The organism is Bacillus aerius (assembly GCF_029894105.1).
Taxonomy (GTDB): domain Bacteria; phylum Bacillota; class Bacilli; order Bacillales; family Bacillaceae; genus Bacillus; species Bacillus altitudinis.
Map to the genome: position 1 here is coordinate 3653649 of NZ_JARYHO010000001.1, position 16655 is coordinate 3670303.

The 16655-nt window shown below is 38.2% G+C and carries 18 protein-coding genes; 5 read left to right on the forward strand and 13 right to left on the reverse strand.

Translation table 11 applies throughout. The features are described 5' to 3' along the window. Position 1: 1 nt before the first annotated feature. A complete protein-coding gene (locus M2353_RS18930) occupies positions 2-1330 on the forward strand; it encodes a CitMHS family transporter (protein ID WP_058337133.1) in 1329 nt (442 codons plus the stop codon). Between the two features lie 44 nt (positions 1331-1374). Here M2353_RS18930 and M2353_RS18935 read toward each other — a convergent pair whose 3' ends face one another. The 9 genes from M2353_RS18935 to M2353_RS18975 form a co-directional block, all read right to left on the reverse strand. After that, positions 1375-1803: a DUF4064 domain-containing protein gene (locus M2353_RS18935; protein ID WP_007497283.1), complete on the reverse strand. Its 429-nt coding sequence runs from the start codon at positions 1801-1803 to the stop codon at positions 1375-1377. Positions 1804-1829: 26 nt separating this feature from the next. Continuing rightward, positions 1830-2780: an ABC transporter permease gene (locus tag M2353_RS18940; protein WP_284725903.1), complete on the reverse strand. Its 951-nt coding sequence runs from the start codon at positions 2778-2780 to the stop codon at positions 1830-1832. Further along, positions 2777-3706, reverse strand: a complete 930-nt coding sequence (locus M2353_RS18945) for an ABC transporter ATP-binding protein (RefSeq protein ID WP_008347360.1) — start codon at positions 3704-3706, stop codon at positions 2777-2779. Before M2353_RS18945 ends, M2353_RS18940 begins: the two co-directional genes overlap by 4 nt. A 191-nt stretch (positions 3707-3897) precedes the next feature. After that, positions 3898-4818 carry an ABC transporter permease gene (locus M2353_RS18950; protein WP_284725904.1) on the reverse strand — a complete coding sequence of 307 codons (921 nt, stop codon included), beginning with the start codon at positions 4816-4818 and terminating at the stop codon, positions 3898-3900. 2 nt (positions 4819-4820) lie between these two features. Next, the gene (locus tag M2353_RS18955; RefSeq protein WP_284725905.1) at positions 4821-5714 is read right to left on the reverse strand and encodes an ABC transporter ATP-binding protein; all 894 of its coding nucleotides are present in this window, start codon (positions 5712-5714) and stop codon (positions 4821-4823) included. Further along, a complete protein-coding gene (locus M2353_RS18960; RefSeq protein ID WP_284725906.1) occupies positions 5707-6057 on the reverse strand; it encodes a LytR/AlgR family response regulator transcription factor in 351 nt (116 codons plus the stop codon). The genes M2353_RS18955 and M2353_RS18960 overlap by 8 nt, the downstream gene beginning before the upstream one ends. A gap of 9 nt (positions 6058-6066) precedes the next feature. Continuing rightward, complete coding sequence (locus M2353_RS18965; RefSeq protein WP_282746184.1) at positions 6067-6588, reverse strand: tubby C-terminal domain-like protein; 522 nt, start codon at positions 6586-6588, stop codon at positions 6067-6069. A gap of 2 nt (positions 6589-6590) precedes the next feature. Continuing rightward, positions 6591-7115: a hypothetical protein gene (locus tag M2353_RS18970; RefSeq protein ID WP_282746186.1), complete on the reverse strand. Its 525-nt coding sequence runs from the start codon at positions 7113-7115 to the stop codon at positions 6591-6593. Positions 7116-7134: 19 nt separating this feature from the next. Then, the gene (locus M2353_RS18975; protein ID WP_282746188.1) at positions 7135-7356 is read right to left on the reverse strand and encodes a DUF6677 family protein; all 222 of its coding nucleotides are present in this window, start codon (positions 7354-7356) and stop codon (positions 7135-7137) included. A gap of 239 nt (positions 7357-7595) precedes the next feature. Here M2353_RS18975 and M2353_RS18980 point away from each other — a divergent pair, with 239 nt between their 5' ends. Then, positions 7596-7880 (forward strand): hypothetical protein, encoded by a 285-nt coding sequence (locus M2353_RS18980; RefSeq protein WP_254000906.1) that lies wholly within the window; start codon positions 7596-7598, stop codon positions 7878-7880. A 209-nt stretch (positions 7881-8089) separates the two neighbouring features. Here the strand turns inward: M2353_RS18980 and M2353_RS18985 are convergent, their stop codons facing one another. The 4 genes from M2353_RS18985 to M2353_RS19000 all read right to left on the reverse strand — a co-directional run bounded on the left by M2353_RS18985 (position 8090) and on the right by M2353_RS19000 (position 12190). Further along, positions 8090-8428, reverse strand: coding sequence for a zinc ribbon domain-containing protein YjdM (locus tag M2353_RS18985; RefSeq protein WP_254000907.1), 339 nt, complete (start codon positions 8426-8428; stop codon positions 8090-8092). 91 nt (positions 8429-8519) lie between these two features. Continuing rightward, a complete protein-coding gene (locus M2353_RS18990; protein ID WP_284725907.1) occupies positions 8520-9659 on the reverse strand; it encodes a glycerate kinase in 1140 nt (379 codons plus the stop codon). Positions 9660-9688: 29 nt separating this feature from the next. Then, positions 9689-10960 (reverse strand): GntP family permease, encoded by a 1272-nt coding sequence (locus tag M2353_RS18995; RefSeq protein WP_284725908.1) that lies wholly within the window; start codon positions 10958-10960, stop codon positions 9689-9691. A 117-nt stretch (positions 10961-11077) separates the two neighbouring features. Then, on the reverse strand, positions 11078-12190 hold the full coding sequence (locus tag M2353_RS19000; protein ID WP_284725909.1) for a CdaR family transcriptional regulator: 1113 nt from the start codon (positions 12188-12190) through the stop codon (positions 11078-11080). Between the two features lie 160 nt (positions 12191-12350). Here M2353_RS19000 and M2353_RS19005 point away from each other — a divergent pair, with 160 nt between their 5' ends. The 3 genes from M2353_RS19005 (at position 12351) to M2353_RS19015 (ending at position 16648) form a co-directional block, all read left to right on the forward strand. Then, entirely contained in the window at positions 12351-13001 is a 651-nt protein-coding gene (locus M2353_RS19005; RefSeq protein WP_008347371.1) for a TetR/AcrR family transcriptional regulator, read from the forward strand. 69 nt (positions 13002-13070) lie between these two features. Continuing rightward, positions 13071-14324, forward strand: a complete 1254-nt coding sequence (locus tag M2353_RS19010; protein WP_284725910.1) for an MFS transporter — start codon at positions 13071-13073, stop codon at positions 14322-14324. Further along, positions 14321-16648 carry an FtsX-like permease family protein gene (locus M2353_RS19015; RefSeq protein WP_284725911.1) on the forward strand — a complete coding sequence of 776 codons (2328 nt, stop codon included), beginning with the start codon at positions 14321-14323 and terminating at the stop codon, positions 16646-16648. Before M2353_RS19010 ends, M2353_RS19015 begins: the two co-directional genes overlap by 4 nt. Positions 16649-16655: the final 7 nt, after the last annotated feature.

A 16655-nucleotide genomic window follows, 5' to 3' on the forward strand; every position in this document is an offset into this window, starting at 1 on the left:
TATGTTAACGTTTGTTGGATTGTTGATTATTTTAACGATTGTTGTTTTGCTGATTTGGGGGAAAGCAAGTCCAATTGTCGCCATGGTCATGGTGCCTTTAATAGGGGCGCTCATCGCGGGATTTGGTATCAATGACATTCAAACTTTCTTTGAACAAGGGATTATCAAAGTTTTGCCAGTGGCGACCATGTTTATCTTCGCCATTTTATTTTTTGGCATTTTACAAGATACGGGGTTCTTTGAACCTGTAATTAAAGCGTTAATCAAGCTGACAAAAGGGAATGTTGTCACAGTTGCGATGGGAACTGCCTTGATTGGAGTCATCGCACACTTAGACGGAGCAGGCGCTACAACCTTTTTATTAACTGTACCTGCACTGCTTCCGCTTTATAAAAAATTACATATGAGTCCTTATTTATTGCTATTGTTAATCGGGACAAGTGCTGGATTAACCAATATGATTCCATGGGCTGGCCCCACAGGACGGGCAGCTAGTGTCCTAAATATGGACCCATCTGAACTGTGGGTACCGCTTATTCCCATTCAGCTGATCGGGGTCGTGCTCGTATTAGGAATGGCATTCATTTTAGGAAAAAGAGAAGAAAAACGAATTCGGGTGAAAATCGCGGCAAATGAAATAGCTGCTGTCCAATTAGAAGGCGCCGATTGGGATCGTGCTATTCAATCGATCAGCGAAACAGGCGATGCGTCTTTAAAGCGTTATCACTTAATGTGGGTCAATCTCATTCTATTTTTAGCTGTTGTTGTCCTTCTCGTGCTGAACGTGATTCCTGCTAGTTATATGTTTATGATTGGTCTTTCACTAGCACTTTTGGTGAACTATCCGAATGTGAATGTACAAATGGAGAGAATTAAGGCGCATGCTCCAAGTGCATTAATGATGGCAGCTGTAATTTTCTCCGCAGGTTCTTTTTTAGGAATTCTTGAAGGAACGGGCATGCTGAAGGCGATTGCAGTGGACAGTATTCACATTTTGCCAGCTTTCTTACTGCCATTTTTACATATCATTGTGGGGATATTTGGGGTTCCGCTTGATATGCTGACAAGTACGGATGCCTATTATTATGCACTCTTGCCGATTGTCGAATCGATTACATCAGAGGTTGGTGTGTCAGGGACATCTGCGGCATACGCCATGATGATTGGAAATATCATCGGCACCTTTGTCAGCCCCCTTGCACCTGCTGTATGGCTTGCCATCGGTCTTGCAGGGGTCGATATGGGGAAACATATCCGCTACTCCTTCTTTTGGATGTGGGGGTTCAGTATCGTTTTACTCATCATCGCCAAACTGATTGGCATCATATAAAAAGAAAGACATGCGCAAACCAGCGCATGTCTTTTTCTTTTGAATTATGAAGGATATTCACTCGTGTGAATGTCTGTTTTCGGTTTTCTAATGAGTGACATCAATCCAACGATCAGCAACAAGATCATCGGAACGAAAGCAAGACCAACAGTTCCAATTAAAAGAGTCACAGCCGAAACCAAGAAAAGAATACCAGAAAGCACGGCACGGCGGTCTGTTTTCAAAACAATCACACCAACAAGGGCTAAGACAGCCGCAATTGCGGAAACAACCATAAACTGAACGCCAAAGGCATGAACCGATGCCTCGAGTGTTTCAACTGGCAAGGCGCTGCCTTCCTCTTGTAAAATTTCATTCATTTCTTCATAAAATGCTGGGTCCACAGAGAGCATCAATGCCCCAAAACCAACACCAATTACGTTGAGGACAATACTGATAATCCCCATAATTTTTTCACCTTTACGCTTAATCATTGATAGAAACCTCCTAAAAAGTTAAATTAACCTGTTTTTACTTCTCGCTTTTGGAAGACGATTAAAGCAACCGCCAAGAAGATGGCCCAATAAATGACTAGGACCGTTAGTGAGAATCCTAGGGACATGCCTTCGATATAAGTAGGTGTTTCTGCGAAATACTGTACAGGATCGTTGGCAAACAATAAGTATTTCGCCCAATCAAAGAAGAACATCAAAATGCTTGTGATGGATGCTCCCACAATATAGGCTAATACACTAATCGCTATGGAAATGGCCTCACTTCTAAACACCGTTGAGATGGCAAAAGAAAGTGTCCCTAATACAACAAACATAGCACAATGCGCCAAATAATAAGAGACCATATTTGCAAACTGAGACCGTTCAATGACTTCACCATTTTGATAAGCCAAATACACATAATCATTGTTTAGTCCAAAGAATATCGCACCTAAGATAAAGGATAAGATAAATAGGACAGCGATCAGGAAAAGTGAATATAGTTGAACGGTAAAGTATTTAGACAAAAGAACCTTCAACCTGGATGGCGGACGAATCAGTAATAATTTAATTGTACCATGCTTATATTCAGCCGAGACAATTGTGGCTGCAATAATAATCACAAATACACCGACCAGCTGAAGCAAATTAGCATTTGTTTTCACATAAGTCCATGCATTTTTACCGAATTGATCGGCTGGAGGTAAATCATGTTTGATTCGATACTCATTGATCGCTATATCGGTTTCAAGGGATCTCTTATAAAAACTTATATTATCCTCTTTCAATTCTTGCTTATTTGCTTTATTGATTTCTTGTAACTCAGTTTTCCAATCACCGGATGCTTGATTTCCGTCATTTGTCTTAACAGCAAAAATCAACGTCGCAATCATACCTAAAACAAGAAGCCCAACCATAATCCAAGTACCCACACGATAACTGATTTTCATCCACTCGTTTTGAATGAGGCGAATCATACGTCTGCCTCCTTTTTACCTGTTAAGCTTAAGAACTTATCTTCTAAGGTTTGCTTTTCTATTTTGATTTCGTACAAATGAATAGAAGCTTCACTCAAATGACGAATCAATTGTGGCATTTTCTCTTCTAGGATGGAGAAGAATAAGTACTGCTCCTCTTCTCTAACTGTGATGCCTTCCTCAAATGCTTCAATGAGCTTTTGAGCTTCTTCAAGCTCACTTGATGCTACTTTCATTCGATAATTGACCAAATCATCCTGCTTCGTCTCTGCACGCTGATCCTCAATCGCAATCAGCTTTCCTTTTTGGATAATGGCGAAACGATCACACATCAATTCCATTTCTGACATGAGATGACTTGAAACAATGACAGCAAGCCCTTCTTCCTTTGCCAGCCTTCTCAAGTAATCTCGTATCATACGAATTCCCTCTGGATCTAGTCCATTGGTCGGCTCATCTAAGATTAGCAGTTTCGGTTTATGTATCAATGCCTGAGCAATCCCCAAACGCTGCTTCATTCCTAATGAAAACGTACGGACACGCTTATGTTTCACATGCTGCAAACTAACTAGTTCTAGCAGTTCATCAATTCGACCTTCATCCACTTTTCCATTCATTCTGGCAAAATGAACAAGGTTTTGTCTTGCCGTTAAATGATTATACATTTCTGGATTTTCAATAATTGCACCGACATCTTGGATGGCATGCTGATATGAGGTTTGAATACTATGACCATTAATCAGAATGTCACCGGATGTAATGGGAGAAAGACCGACCATCATGCGAATGGTTGTCGTTTTTCCTGCGCCATTCGGCCCTAAGAAGCCAAAGACTTCGCCCGCTTGGACAGAGAAACTCAAGTCTTGAACAATCTTTTTCCCGCGAATATGCCTAGATACATTTTGCAGTTCTAAAACGTTCGTCACGTTACCTCTCCTTCTTTGTCTAAGTATCATCTATCATCTATTTCCTGATAAACACCATGATCCGTCAAAAATAGAAGAACACTTCCATATGGTACAGCAATGCCCAAAAGTTGTGAAGGGGATTAGGCAAAATTTAGAGAATCATCTGCCTTTTTTAAGGTAGAGTTAAGGAAATCATGTCATGAAAAGAACTATTTATTAATAGAATCTTTGTTCTTTCCAAAGAAATAGATAGATAGTAATAAAAAAACGATTATATATAAAATTACAATTATTAAGGAATTAGTCGAATCATTTAAAGTATCCGAATGAGTTAAAATATTTGTATTTGAAAATAAGGATAACTTAGATATCCAATTTGGTAATGAATTTATCAAATTTTGTCCAAAAAGCATACTTAATATAGTAATACTGAAAGGTATGCCAGCTGTCTTAAAAACGTTTGTTAGCATGAAAGCTAAACTTGTATAAGAGATAGTACTCAGATAAAACATAGTATATGTAAACATTAAAATCGATAAACCGTTCTTCTCTATTATCTTTTCATTTTCAAAACTTAAATATATCAGATTATTAAAATCAATACCATGTATGATTAAACCAACCAATATTGAACAGATAAATAGCATCAAGAAAAGAAACAATGAATAAATCAGAATAAAAAGAAATTTACCGATGAGTATTTTCTTTTTATTATATGGCCTAATAAAGAGATATTCAAAAGTTTCTAATTGAAATTCTTTAGAAAATGAAATACTTGAAAAATATATAGAATATACCCCTATCAAAAGACACATATTAATATTTTTTATTATAAAACCTAAAAAGTTATGATCTTTAAACGGAGGAATATTGTTTTTTAAAGCATATTTATTTAATTTTATTTTTTTATCAATCTCTAAATAATAATTAGAATCTTTATTCTCTAAAGTGCTTAGGAGATTCTCATCTAATTCTATATTTTCCTTTAGATCTTGTTTCCAATCCGTTGAAGACTGATTAAACACCTCTATACCGCTAACAGCTACACAAAGAATGATGAAAATAAGAAAAAGAAAGTTGTATTTAATTTTATAATGTTTATAAAACTCTGCCTTTAAAATTGATATCATATCTAACTTCCCACTATACTATTGAAATAAATTTCTTCCAAAGGTGTTCTTAACTTCCTTACTTCATAAACTGGAATATCTTTTCTCAATAACGTATAAATTAACTCAGGTATTCTAACTTTAGAGCAGCTAAACTCTAAAGTTGATTTGCTCTTATTTATTATGGCTTTATTAATAAAGTCTTTTAATAATTCATAGGCCTCATTTAAATCCAGTTTTCCAACTTGAATAGAAAAAACACCAGATTGAGAAAAATCCCCATCTATAATGATACTTTTTTTTACATATCCTTTATCAATTATAAGGACTTTATCACATATAGATTCAATTTCAGAAATTAGATGACTCGATATAATAACCGATCCCTTATTTCCAACAAAATTTTTTATATATTTTTTTAAGAACTTTATTCCTGATGGATCGAGTGCATTCATCGGTTCATCCAAAATTAAAACTTGTGGCTTATGCATAATTGCCTGGGCTATTCCAAGCCTTTGCTTCATACCTAAAGAGTATTTTTTCACTTTAAGGCACTTATAATCTCCTAACCCAATAGAGTTCATTATTTCGTGTACGTTAGCTTTTCTATTATTTAATATATTGTAATAAAATAAGTTTTCATATCCAGATAAATCAGGATAAAATTTAGGAGTCTCAATTAAAGCTCCTACTTCTCTTAAAAAAAAAGTGTTATTCTTCATAATACTATTACCTTTAAATTTTATGTCTCCTTTACTTATTGATGTAAGGCCCAAAATAGCCCTCATTAAAGTGGTTTTCCCAGCTCCATTTGGACCTAGCAAACCTAATATCTCTCCACATCTTAAACTAAAAGATATGTCTTTTAGTGTTTCAGTTGATTTAATGTTTTTTGTTACTTTTTCTACCTCAATCATGATTGATAACTCCTTCAGGCATTACCATACCCAAACAATCTTTAACAACTAGAGCTGTTTTATTATTCGGAAAAATTGCCTCATATGACTTTTCATTTAAAAATATTAACCCTTCTAATAATTCCTTGTTAATAAGAAACGATCTATGAGTTCTTTTAAAATTACTTGGTAAAATAATTTCTAATTCTTTTAAAGACATGTTTAATGAAATTTCATTCTTATTTTCTAGGTGCACATATGTCTTATGATTAAACTTCTCGAAATATAACACTTCTTCAAGAGGGATAAAATGTATATTTCTTTTCTTTTTTATAATAAGTTTTTTATCAACAATCTTAATCATTACTTAACCCTACTCTCTTAACATAAAAATATAATAGAGGCATGCAATAAGATGTACAGATAAGTCACTCTGTTTTTTTTCAATACTAACTGTTGCAGGAGGCAGAATTTTATCATAAGTAATTTCAGCTATAGTTTGATTTGAGTCTTCTAATCTAACACGTTTATCTGCGAAATCTTTCTTTAAGTAATAAATATCGTTATTTATTATTAATTTCATCGTTGGATTTGTTTTAATTTTAGTTCTATCTTCGAACACTAAACTTCCTTTATCCTTACAATCAATGCTCCAACTTGAACGATACATTGATTTTATGGATATATTTTCAGTAGCTTTTACAATAGTATTTGAATTTGCATCCATTACCTCAACATTCACAAAGAATTCATCCAATATCTGATCAAAAATTCTCTCAGCTTTATTTTTATAAAACCTTTGTATTAATCCTATTTTGACATCTTCGTTATTAAAAATAGGTATACACTTAGTCGTTTTTTTCATAACCGGCTTTTTAAAATATCCAAATTCCATTCTTATCCCCCTATTGATAATATAAACTTAATTAATTTATTAGAAATATAGACTTCAAACAATGCTCCCATAAAAATAACAAGGCATACAAACGGGATTGTATATTTTACTGTTCTGATTAGAAAATACTTAATAGTTTCTACCATCACATATCCCTTTGTATAGTCAATAATTATTTTCGAAAACTGTACTGAAAAACAAAAAAGTAAACACCCCACTAAAAGTTCTAGTAAACCATGAGATATTGAAGAGAAATAATATATTACAGGGTTAATACCAGCTATTGAAGGTCCATAACCAATTAAAAATATAATTTTAAAAATGAAAATAAATGATAATCCGAATAGAGACAGAATATACGCAAAGATTGTGAAAAAAATATTATTCATAGCTATATAAAATACATCCAAAAAACTCAACTCTGGTATATCACTAATTCCCTTATTATGATCTATAAAAATATTAATAATAAAGATAATACTTATACTTAAAATAAAATATAGTGATATATATCTTTTAATATCCATTTTTTGCACGCTCCATATGTTAACTTTTATAATTGATAAACCTCACCATCCTAACTGAATTGATAATGGCATAAATCCAATTCGCAAGAAAAAAGAGTAATCCTAATAAAGTTGACATAGTCGTGATAAATACAATATTTAGTATAATTAAAACCACCCCCTTTAAAACTTTTCCTAGATAAAGGTGACCGATACCTGGCATCAAAAGAGATAAAAGTCCTGCAATCCATACATTTTTCATTTCATAACTCCTTCATTTGAATATATTTTACATTTTTTATGATATATGTATATTCAATACATAATCAATATTTTCTGGATTTTTTAAGGATAATTTAAACTGTAAAAGCTTAAATTTACTTTACATCAGTAAATAAGGACATTTCAGGAGTTTTAAAAGGACTTTCGGGAATATTATCCTTTTTCTTCTTTTATTGTGTATATAATAGATTTGAAATAAATATTAAGGAGGGGTTTAAGATGTTTTATAATTTTTTTGTGTCTGGTACAGGTGCCGCCGGATTAGCAAACAGCATCGTTGCAGTACTGAAGAGGAAGTTTAATATTGTTGGGGATGTAAGTAGATTATTAGATAGTTTAACCACTAAACTTAAAATCATCTATAGGTCATTTGATGGCAAATTCTCATGGGCTGACTTAGGTGGGGCTATTCTCGATGTTGGTAATTTAATTCTCACTTTTGTCCCTGGTGCAAAATTTACTAAAGTTATAGAAGCATTATGGGAAGTTTCTACTTTATTATAATATTTTAAATGTCAATAGAATCTTTACATTGTACAAAAGAAAAGCAAAAACACCTAAATTGTTTGACAACTTAGGTGTTTTTCGTTCGTTAACAGCAAAGGTATCTTGTTTTTTAAATAATTGAGTCACAAATAAAACAGACTTTCTGTTCTTCTACGTTTTTCAGGAAATATCATTAATAAAATGCAGATAAACTTACTGTTTTGTCACTATATCTTTTTCACAAACTCCGATTTTAACTTCATCGCGCCAAAGCTAGGAATTTTACAATCAATGTTATGATCGCCTTCGACTAAACGAATCCCTTTGACCTTCGTCCCTATTTTTAAAACCGAAGAAGAACCTTTGACTTTTAAATCTTTAATCACAGTGACCGTGTCACCATCACTTAATAGATTTCCATTCGCATCTTTAACAACAAGCTGTTCCTCTGCCACTTGTTCTTGTTCTAGCGACCATTCATGCGCACATTCAGGACAAATAAGCATGCTGCCATCCTCGTATGTATAGGTTGAACTGCACGATGGACAATTCGGTAGATTAGACATTTGTGTTTCCTCCAACTTTTTTTCATTTAGAACCATTTTACCACATTTCTATAGAAAGGAATGTGATAGAAAAGGAAACATTTTTCATCATTTACTTATCTCTTCCAAATGTCATGACAGCCGCAATATTCCTTGCTGTTCTCTCTACATGCACACTAGCATCATGCATGGCTTCAGCCAGAGTCGTGACGCCAGGGACAATACTAAAAAGTGCATCAATGCCATGATCATGTACGACTGCACTGTCTTTTGAGAGGGACCCAGCGATACCAATCACAGGGAGTCCATATTGTTTCGCAGCTTTAGCTACACCGATTGGCGTTTTGCCGTAAATGGTCTGCTGATCAATCCGCCCTTCCCCTGTAATGACTAAGTCAGCGTCCTTGAGTACGTCAGCAAAATGTACGGCTTTCAGTACAATATCAATTCCCTTTTGCAGATCAGCCTGTAAAAAGCCTAATAAACTCGCACCAAGTCCTCCTGCCGCTCCTGCACCTGCCGCATCACCAAAGGAGACATGAAGATGCTGCTTAGCCACTTGTGCTAAATGAGATAAATTCTTGTCCAACAGTTGAACCATTTCTGTATCTGCCCCCTTTTGAGGACCGAACACAGCAGACGCTCCTCTTTCACCCGTTAAAGGATTATCCACATCACACGCCACTTCCAGACGGACAGATTGCAATCTTGGATCCAGTCGAGATAGATCAATAGTAGCTAATTGATTCAGTGATCCACCGCCCGGCGTGAGGTCTTGGCCTGCTTTATCGAGAAAAGAAGCACCTAAACCTTGCATCATGCCAACGCCACCATCATTTGTTGCGCTTCCGCCAAGCCCAATGATTAAATGCTTCGCTCCTTTATCCAGCGCTGCAAGCATTAATTCTCCTGTCCCTCTAGACGTCGTGAATAAGGGGTTCCGTTTTTCTGGCGGGACAAGATGTAATCCTGATGCTGCTGCCATCTCTATGACAGCTGTCTGCCCATCTCCCAACATACCAAAAAAGGCATCCACAGGTTTGCCAAGCGGGCCCGTGACCACTTGCTTGACAATGGTTCCGCCTGTCGCATCCACTAACGATTGAACTGTGCCTTCTCCTCCATCTGCCATTGGGATTTTCATATATTTTGCATCTGTCAAAATAGAGCGAAATCCTCGTTCAATGGCACATGCTGTCTCATAAGCAGATAAACTTTCTTTAAATGAATCTGGTGCGATCACAATTTTCATCCAAAAACCCCTCGTTTCTCATTAAGTCCTCAGCCGAACAGCTGGAAAATACCAAAGATAATGGTCGATACAACGGTTAATGTCAAACCAATTAACGATTCAAAGGGCATTAATTTCAACCGTTCTTTTATATCCATTTGAACACTTCCTGCCGTTGCATGGAAAAAGCTTCCGTGTGGCATATGGTCGAGAACAGTTGCACCAGCGTGAATCATAGCTGCGCCTGAAAGGGCAGATACACCAAGACCAATAAGAGTTCCGCTAAATACACCACTTGCAACTGCCGTCCCTGCAGTTGTCGAAGCTGTGGCTGCCGACATAAAAATTCCAGACGTTGGTGCAAGCAAGTAAGGAGGTAATCCCGAAGCGTCAAGCGCCTGAATAAATACCTCTTTCATGGAAGAATTCGATACAATTCCAGCTAATGTACCTGTCCCTAGTAACATGATCGCTACACCTGACATTTTATGCAGCCCTGACATCGCATAATCATTGAGAAACTTCCCTTTTTTCATGAAAAGAGCGCCTACAATTCCTCCTATTGGTAAGGCAATCATTGGATCAATATTTATTTGAAACAACGGCCTCAAAGCTAACAAGAGAATGGTCACAAGCGGGCCTACAAGCGCTTGTAGAAAACCAGGTACTTGAACCTCGCCTTGGTCAGCTCCCTCTTCCAAAACAGGTGTACCTTTATTCGCAAGCTTTTTGGCTAATACATACGTGACGGCTATCCCGAAAATAGCCGGTATGACACCTGCCGCCATCAGGGAAGTAAGCGGGACACCAAAAGCATCAGAGGCTGCAATGGCATTCGGATTCGGTGACATGATATTCCCTGCCTTCCCTCCTCCAATCATCGCAAGTAAAATACCTGTTTTAGAAAGTTTTGCACGCTTGGCAATGGCAAGTGCGATTGGTGCTACTGTAATGACTGCTACATCTACAAAAACACCCACCGTTGTTAAAATCATTGTTGCAAGTGCGAGTGCTAAAAGTGCCCTTGCCTCTCCAAGCTTTTTCACGATGGCCTCCGCAATAGATAACGCAGCACCCGATTCAATTAAAACCCCTGCCAGTACACCTGCCGCCATGATTCGGAGAACAGCCGGAATCATGTCCTTTGCGCCTTCCATCATGACGTTCACGGTCTGCACAACATCTACACCGCCAACCAAACCGCCAATAAATGCGCCTGCCAGCATGCCATAAGCAGGTGATACTTTTTTTAAAATAAGAACAATAGCGATCACAAGCGCAGTCAATGCGCCCAATGTACTTACTGTCACAGCTCCACCCATACTCCATCCCTCCTGATTGTCTTTTCTTAATTGTAAGCGTTTACCCATTGGGATCGAGTTGTGAATCTAGATGAACTTCTTTTATTTATTTCTTCTTCCAGTTGTGCAAATGCACAATTAAGACAGTTGATTGTCCAATTGTGCTATGTACAGCTCCATCAACTGTTTCACATGACGAGGATCTTTTCCGGTCAATGCCTGGATTTTATCTAAACGATATCGCAGTGTATTACGGTGAATAAATAGACGATCAACGATTCTTTGTAAATCCCCACCCTCTTCAATGTAAACCTTTAACGTTTGAATGAGCTCCGTTTCTTGTATCAGCGGATGATAAAAATCACTCCAGCGTTTGCCCTCTTTGGCGGCTCTCGCTTTTATAAACAAGCTTTCAAGCTGATAAGATTCAAAAACATATATGCTTTCCTCTGGATGGAGCACCTTTCCTAACCGCAGGGCTTCTCTCGCATGCTGAAAGGACAACGGTAATTGACTCATGTCCTCAGCGACAGTTCCTACACCCACTAGCACTTGTCCATCAACTGCACCTGCCATTGTTTGCTGTAGCTGTTCGATCACATGCTTGAGTTGATGGTCACATATCGGCTGTCTTAACAGGATCAATTCATGACGGAAGGTCATGCCTAGTAAATCATCCGCATTCTTATCGTATTGAATGGCATGCATCATTTTGTGTACAGTGTCCTCAGACGATGGAATCGGCTGAAAAACAATAGCCATTCGCCGCTTGTCTAAATCCATTCCAAGCCAGTCAGCACGGTGCTTCAGCTGATGATCACCCATGTCAGACTCGGAGATGAGCTGATTCACAATTTCACTCTCTATTCGCTGCCGCCACTGGAAGCGTTCAAGGAGAAAAGATTGCTCTAAAACGAGCTCAGCTGCCATTTTCACCAGCTCGGCATGATGACGAATGCCCTCTGGTTCACCCGTAATCCCAATGACACCAACAACTTGTTCCCGAAAGCAAATAGGCAGATTGATTCCAGGTCTCACGCCTTTTAAGCGGCGGGATGTCTCCTGATCAATCTCCACACTATCTCCGCTTGACAGCACTAGACGTGCTCCATCATGTTTTTGTCCAATCCTTTTTCGTTCACCAGACCCAATAATGACACCATCTGCATTCATGACATTGATGTTTTGATGTAAAATATGCATCGTACGTTCAACCATCTCTTGCGCCAATTCACTGGTTAAAAATTGCATTCAGCATCTCTCCTGAAGGGGTTTTCATTCAATGTATCATAGTGTCATTGCACAATAAATGCAAAGCTAAAAAAAACAGCCATTGACAAAGATACGCCAAAAAGTGTTTAATCGAATCAAGGGACCGACCGACAGTCTAGTCAAAAGAAAGGATGGCTTTATGAGAACCGTTAAACATCCTGAGGAACGCAAAAATGACATCTTAAATGCAGCAGAGAAGCTTTTTTCAACCAAAGGCTATCAGCAAACCACAATTATTGACATCCTCAAAGCCGTTGGCATTGCAAAAGGCACATTCTATTATTACTTTACTTCCAAAGAAGAAGTGATGGATGCAATCATTGACCGGATCATAAAAGCAGATATCATCGAGGCAAAGCGTATTGCCGCTGATCCAGATATCTCAGTGGTTGATAAATTATTTCGCATCATCATGGCACAATCTCCTAAACAGGGCAGCCATAAAGAAGGCATGATCGAACAATTTCATCAGCCTGCTAATGCAGAGATGCATCAAAAAAGCTTGATCAAAGCCATTACAGAGCTATCACCCGTTTTAGCAGAAGTCATTCAGCAAGGGGTAGAAGAAGGGATATTTCAAACGGATTACCCGCAAGAAACTGTCGAATTTCTCCTCGCTTCTGCACAGGTTATCTTTGATGAGGGACTTTTCCAATGGACCACAGCGGAAAGCATACAACGAGCTCTAGCATTTATCGCAATCCTTGAAGCCTCATTACATGCAGAAAAGGGAAGTTTCTCCTTCCTTCTCCAACGTTTAACTGGAGAACCGGAAGACAATAATCAGTGATTGGTCACTTCAATACCAATCCTGCATACATTATAGACTGACGGTCGGTCTAAAAGGAGAGTGATTTTCATGTCGTTATCAGCCAAAAATGGTTCCACCCACTTTATCTACCTCGTGCTCGGGCAAATTATTTCCGTTTTCGGGTCTTCCTTGATTCGTTTTGTTCTATCTTTACACGTCTTGGATATGACACATCGTGTTGATTTATATGCTCTGCTTTTCGCTTTATCCAATATCCCGCTCCTCCTTTCGCCATTAGCTGGAGCAATTGCTGACCGGTTTAACAGAAGAAATTTGATGATTTTATTTGATGTTCTTACTGGCATTATGATTCTGTCTTTTTATTTCTGGTTATTTTCAGGTCATGATTCACTTTATATGATTGGAGCCGTCATGATTCTCCTTGGTGTCATGAGTACGTTTTATGCTCCTGCTGTGATGTCCAGTATTCCTCAGCTAGTGAAAGAAGAAAAATTAGAACAAGCGAATGGCATCGTGAATGGCGTACAGGCCCTTTCAGGTGTTGTCGCTCCTATCATTGGCGGCGTTTTATACGGACTCATTGGGAGCCAGGTCATCATAGGCGTTAGCAGCATTGTATTTTTTCTATCAGCATGCATACTTTTACGGTTAAATATCTCTTTCTCACCTAGCCCACTCGCAGAACCGATGACCAAAGTACTCTTGAAAGATATGAAACAAGGCTTTTCCTATATCGGAAGCCAGTCATTTTTAAAAAGAGCCATGCTGCTTGCAGCGCTACTAAATTTCATCCTCACACCATTTTTTATCGTTGGAGGTCCCATTATTTTAAGGGTCACAATGAAAAGCAGTGACATCATGTATGGAATAGGAATGGGCATCATTGAGTTTGCCGTCATCGCAGGCGCCCTGCTAGTTGGTCTTGTAGCGAAACATTGGCGGATTCCTACTTTGTATCGCTGGCTGCTCGTCATCGCAGTCATTTTGCTGCCTGTTGCTTTTTCAACATCCAAGATGGCTCTTCAATTTGGTACATTTCCAGCCTATTTTCTCTTTTTAGCAGGGTGTCTCCCAATTGCCATGCTGCTCACCATGATTTCGATCGTTGTCATCTCACATGTGCAAAAGAAAACACCCAATGCTCAATTAGGAAAAGTCATGGCCAATCTAACAATGGTCTCTCAATGTGCTGCACCGCTCGGTCAAATGATGTATGGGTTCTTGTTCAACACTTTTTCCGCTAGCATGTATGTGACCGTGTTAATCGTGAGTGCCTTGATGTTTGCACTTGCCTTCCTTACAAAAAATATGCTTCGACATGAAGGAGAATCAGCCTCATGAGATTGACGTTTATCAAGAAAGACCTAACCCGCCACCGTCTCATTTCAATCGGCTTAACCCTTTGCATCATGATGACATCATTTTTAGCAACAAGCGCTGCGCAAATGACGGTCCAGCTGAATGGTTCCATTTCTGATCTACTCCAATCAGCCAAAGCACCAGACTTTGTCCAAATGCACGATGGCAGCTTAGATGAAAAAGCGGTCGATATATTTTCAAGTAAACAGTCGATGGTGAAGGCACATCAAATTGTTCCAATGATTCCGATCGAACACGTCAGCATCAAGTTCGGGCAGGAGCCTGCTCAAGCGGGTGTGATGGATCATTTATTTGTAAAGCAAAATCGCTATTTTGATTTTCTTTTAAACGAACGAAATGAAAAGCTCACTGTCAATAAAGGAGAAGTAGCAGTCCCTATTTATTTTCAACAAAAATACCATTTAAAGATTGGCGAAAGGTTACTCATTTCAAAAGGCTCTCATCAATTCTCTTTTCAAATCAAAACGTTCTTACGAGATGCCCAAATGAATCCAAGTCTTGTCAGTTCAAAGAGATTTCTTCTGCATGATGCGGACTGGGTGGCACTGAATCAAGTGTTTCAAAAAAAGGAGTACTTAATTGAATTTTTATTGCATGATGCTAGTCAAGCAGATGCTTTTCAATCACTCTATCAATCATCTGAGCTGCCACAACAGGGGCCTGCTGTCACATTACCCCTGCTTCGCATGCTGAATGCTCTAACAGATGGTATGGTGATCGCCATTCTCCTTCTTGTCTGCTTTCTGCTCATTAGCATTTCCCTCCTCTCTCTTCGTCTCGCTATGACGGCCGCTATAGAAGAGGATGAACGTGAAATTGGAATCTTAAAAGTACTAGGAATCCCTTTATCAAAAATCAAACAATTATACGTTGGGAAGTATGCTGTGCTTGCCTGTATAGGGTGTATAGCAGGATATTTGATGACACTCAAGTTTGGTGATTTGTTTACAGCCAATATTCAGCAATATATGGGGAATCGCCTCTCTTTTATTCATCAGGTGATCCCGCTTTTGGTGTCAATTTTGACGGCAATGATCGTCATCTCATTCAGCTATACTGTCCTAAGGAGATTTGGTCAAATATCAGCAGCTCAAGCTATTCAAGGCGGCATAAGCTCACCAAGCCATAAAAAACAAATTCCTATGCACCTCCAGAAAAACAGATTCCTCCCAGTCAATTTTTGGTTTGGTTTGAAAGATCTGTTCTCGCGAATAAAGATGTATTCAACAATTACCTGTATTATTGCGCTTTGTACATTTTTAATGTTAATGCCGATTCAGTTATGGTACACATTACAATCACCAGATTTCATCACATATCTTGGCTCTGGAAAAAGTGACCTTCGAATTGATATTCGGCAGGGAAATGATTTAGAGAAAAGTACAAATAAAATAGAGTCTATGATTAGCGAAGACCAAGACATTCAAACATCTGCCGTCTATGAAACAACTTCTCTACAAGCCAAAACAATGGAGAATACATTAGAAACGCTCTATTTAGAAACAGGTGATCTATCAGCATTCCCTCTCACCTATTTACAAGGACGGGAACCGTTGAAGGAGGAAGAGATTGCTTTATCGGTGTTGAGTGCTGACTCACTTCAGAAAAAGATTGGCGAAAAAGTCACTCTCGCCACAAATGGACAGCAAGTTCAAAAAATGGTTACCGGCATTTATCAAGACGTCACCAACGGAGGGAAAACAGCTAAAGCATTATCTCAGCCTTTTCCTCATTCATCCCTTTGGAAAACCATTCAAATACAATTAAAACAAGGAATAGATATGGCAGAGAAAAAAGCAGCACTTGAAACAAATATGTCTCCTGCAAAAGTGACAGATATGAAAGAATATGTGCATCAAACAATAGGAAGCACCGCATCTCTAGTAAAAGTGATTGCATTATTTTCAACCATCGCAGCTTTTGGGACAGCCAGCCTAATGTTAATGATGTTTCTGCACATGTTAAGGGCGAAAGATTTAAATCGTACTCACTTGTTAAGAACGATTGGTTTTTCTCAAAAAGATTTAACCTATCAATACTTAACAAGTTTTATCGTCGTTCTCTCTATTGGCGCCTTCATTGGAGCAATCGCTGTTCATACTATTGGTCCGGCATTGATGAGTGCAGGCGGAGCATCATTAGGAGCATCCAGCCTTCAGTGGTTAGCCCCGAAATGGGTTTGGATCGTGTATCCTCTCCTGCTGTTTATGGTGAATTTAACTGTCATCTCGTGGTTATTGAAGTCCTTTTTTTCTAGTAAAATCAGTCGTCATACTCTTTCATAAGGAGATG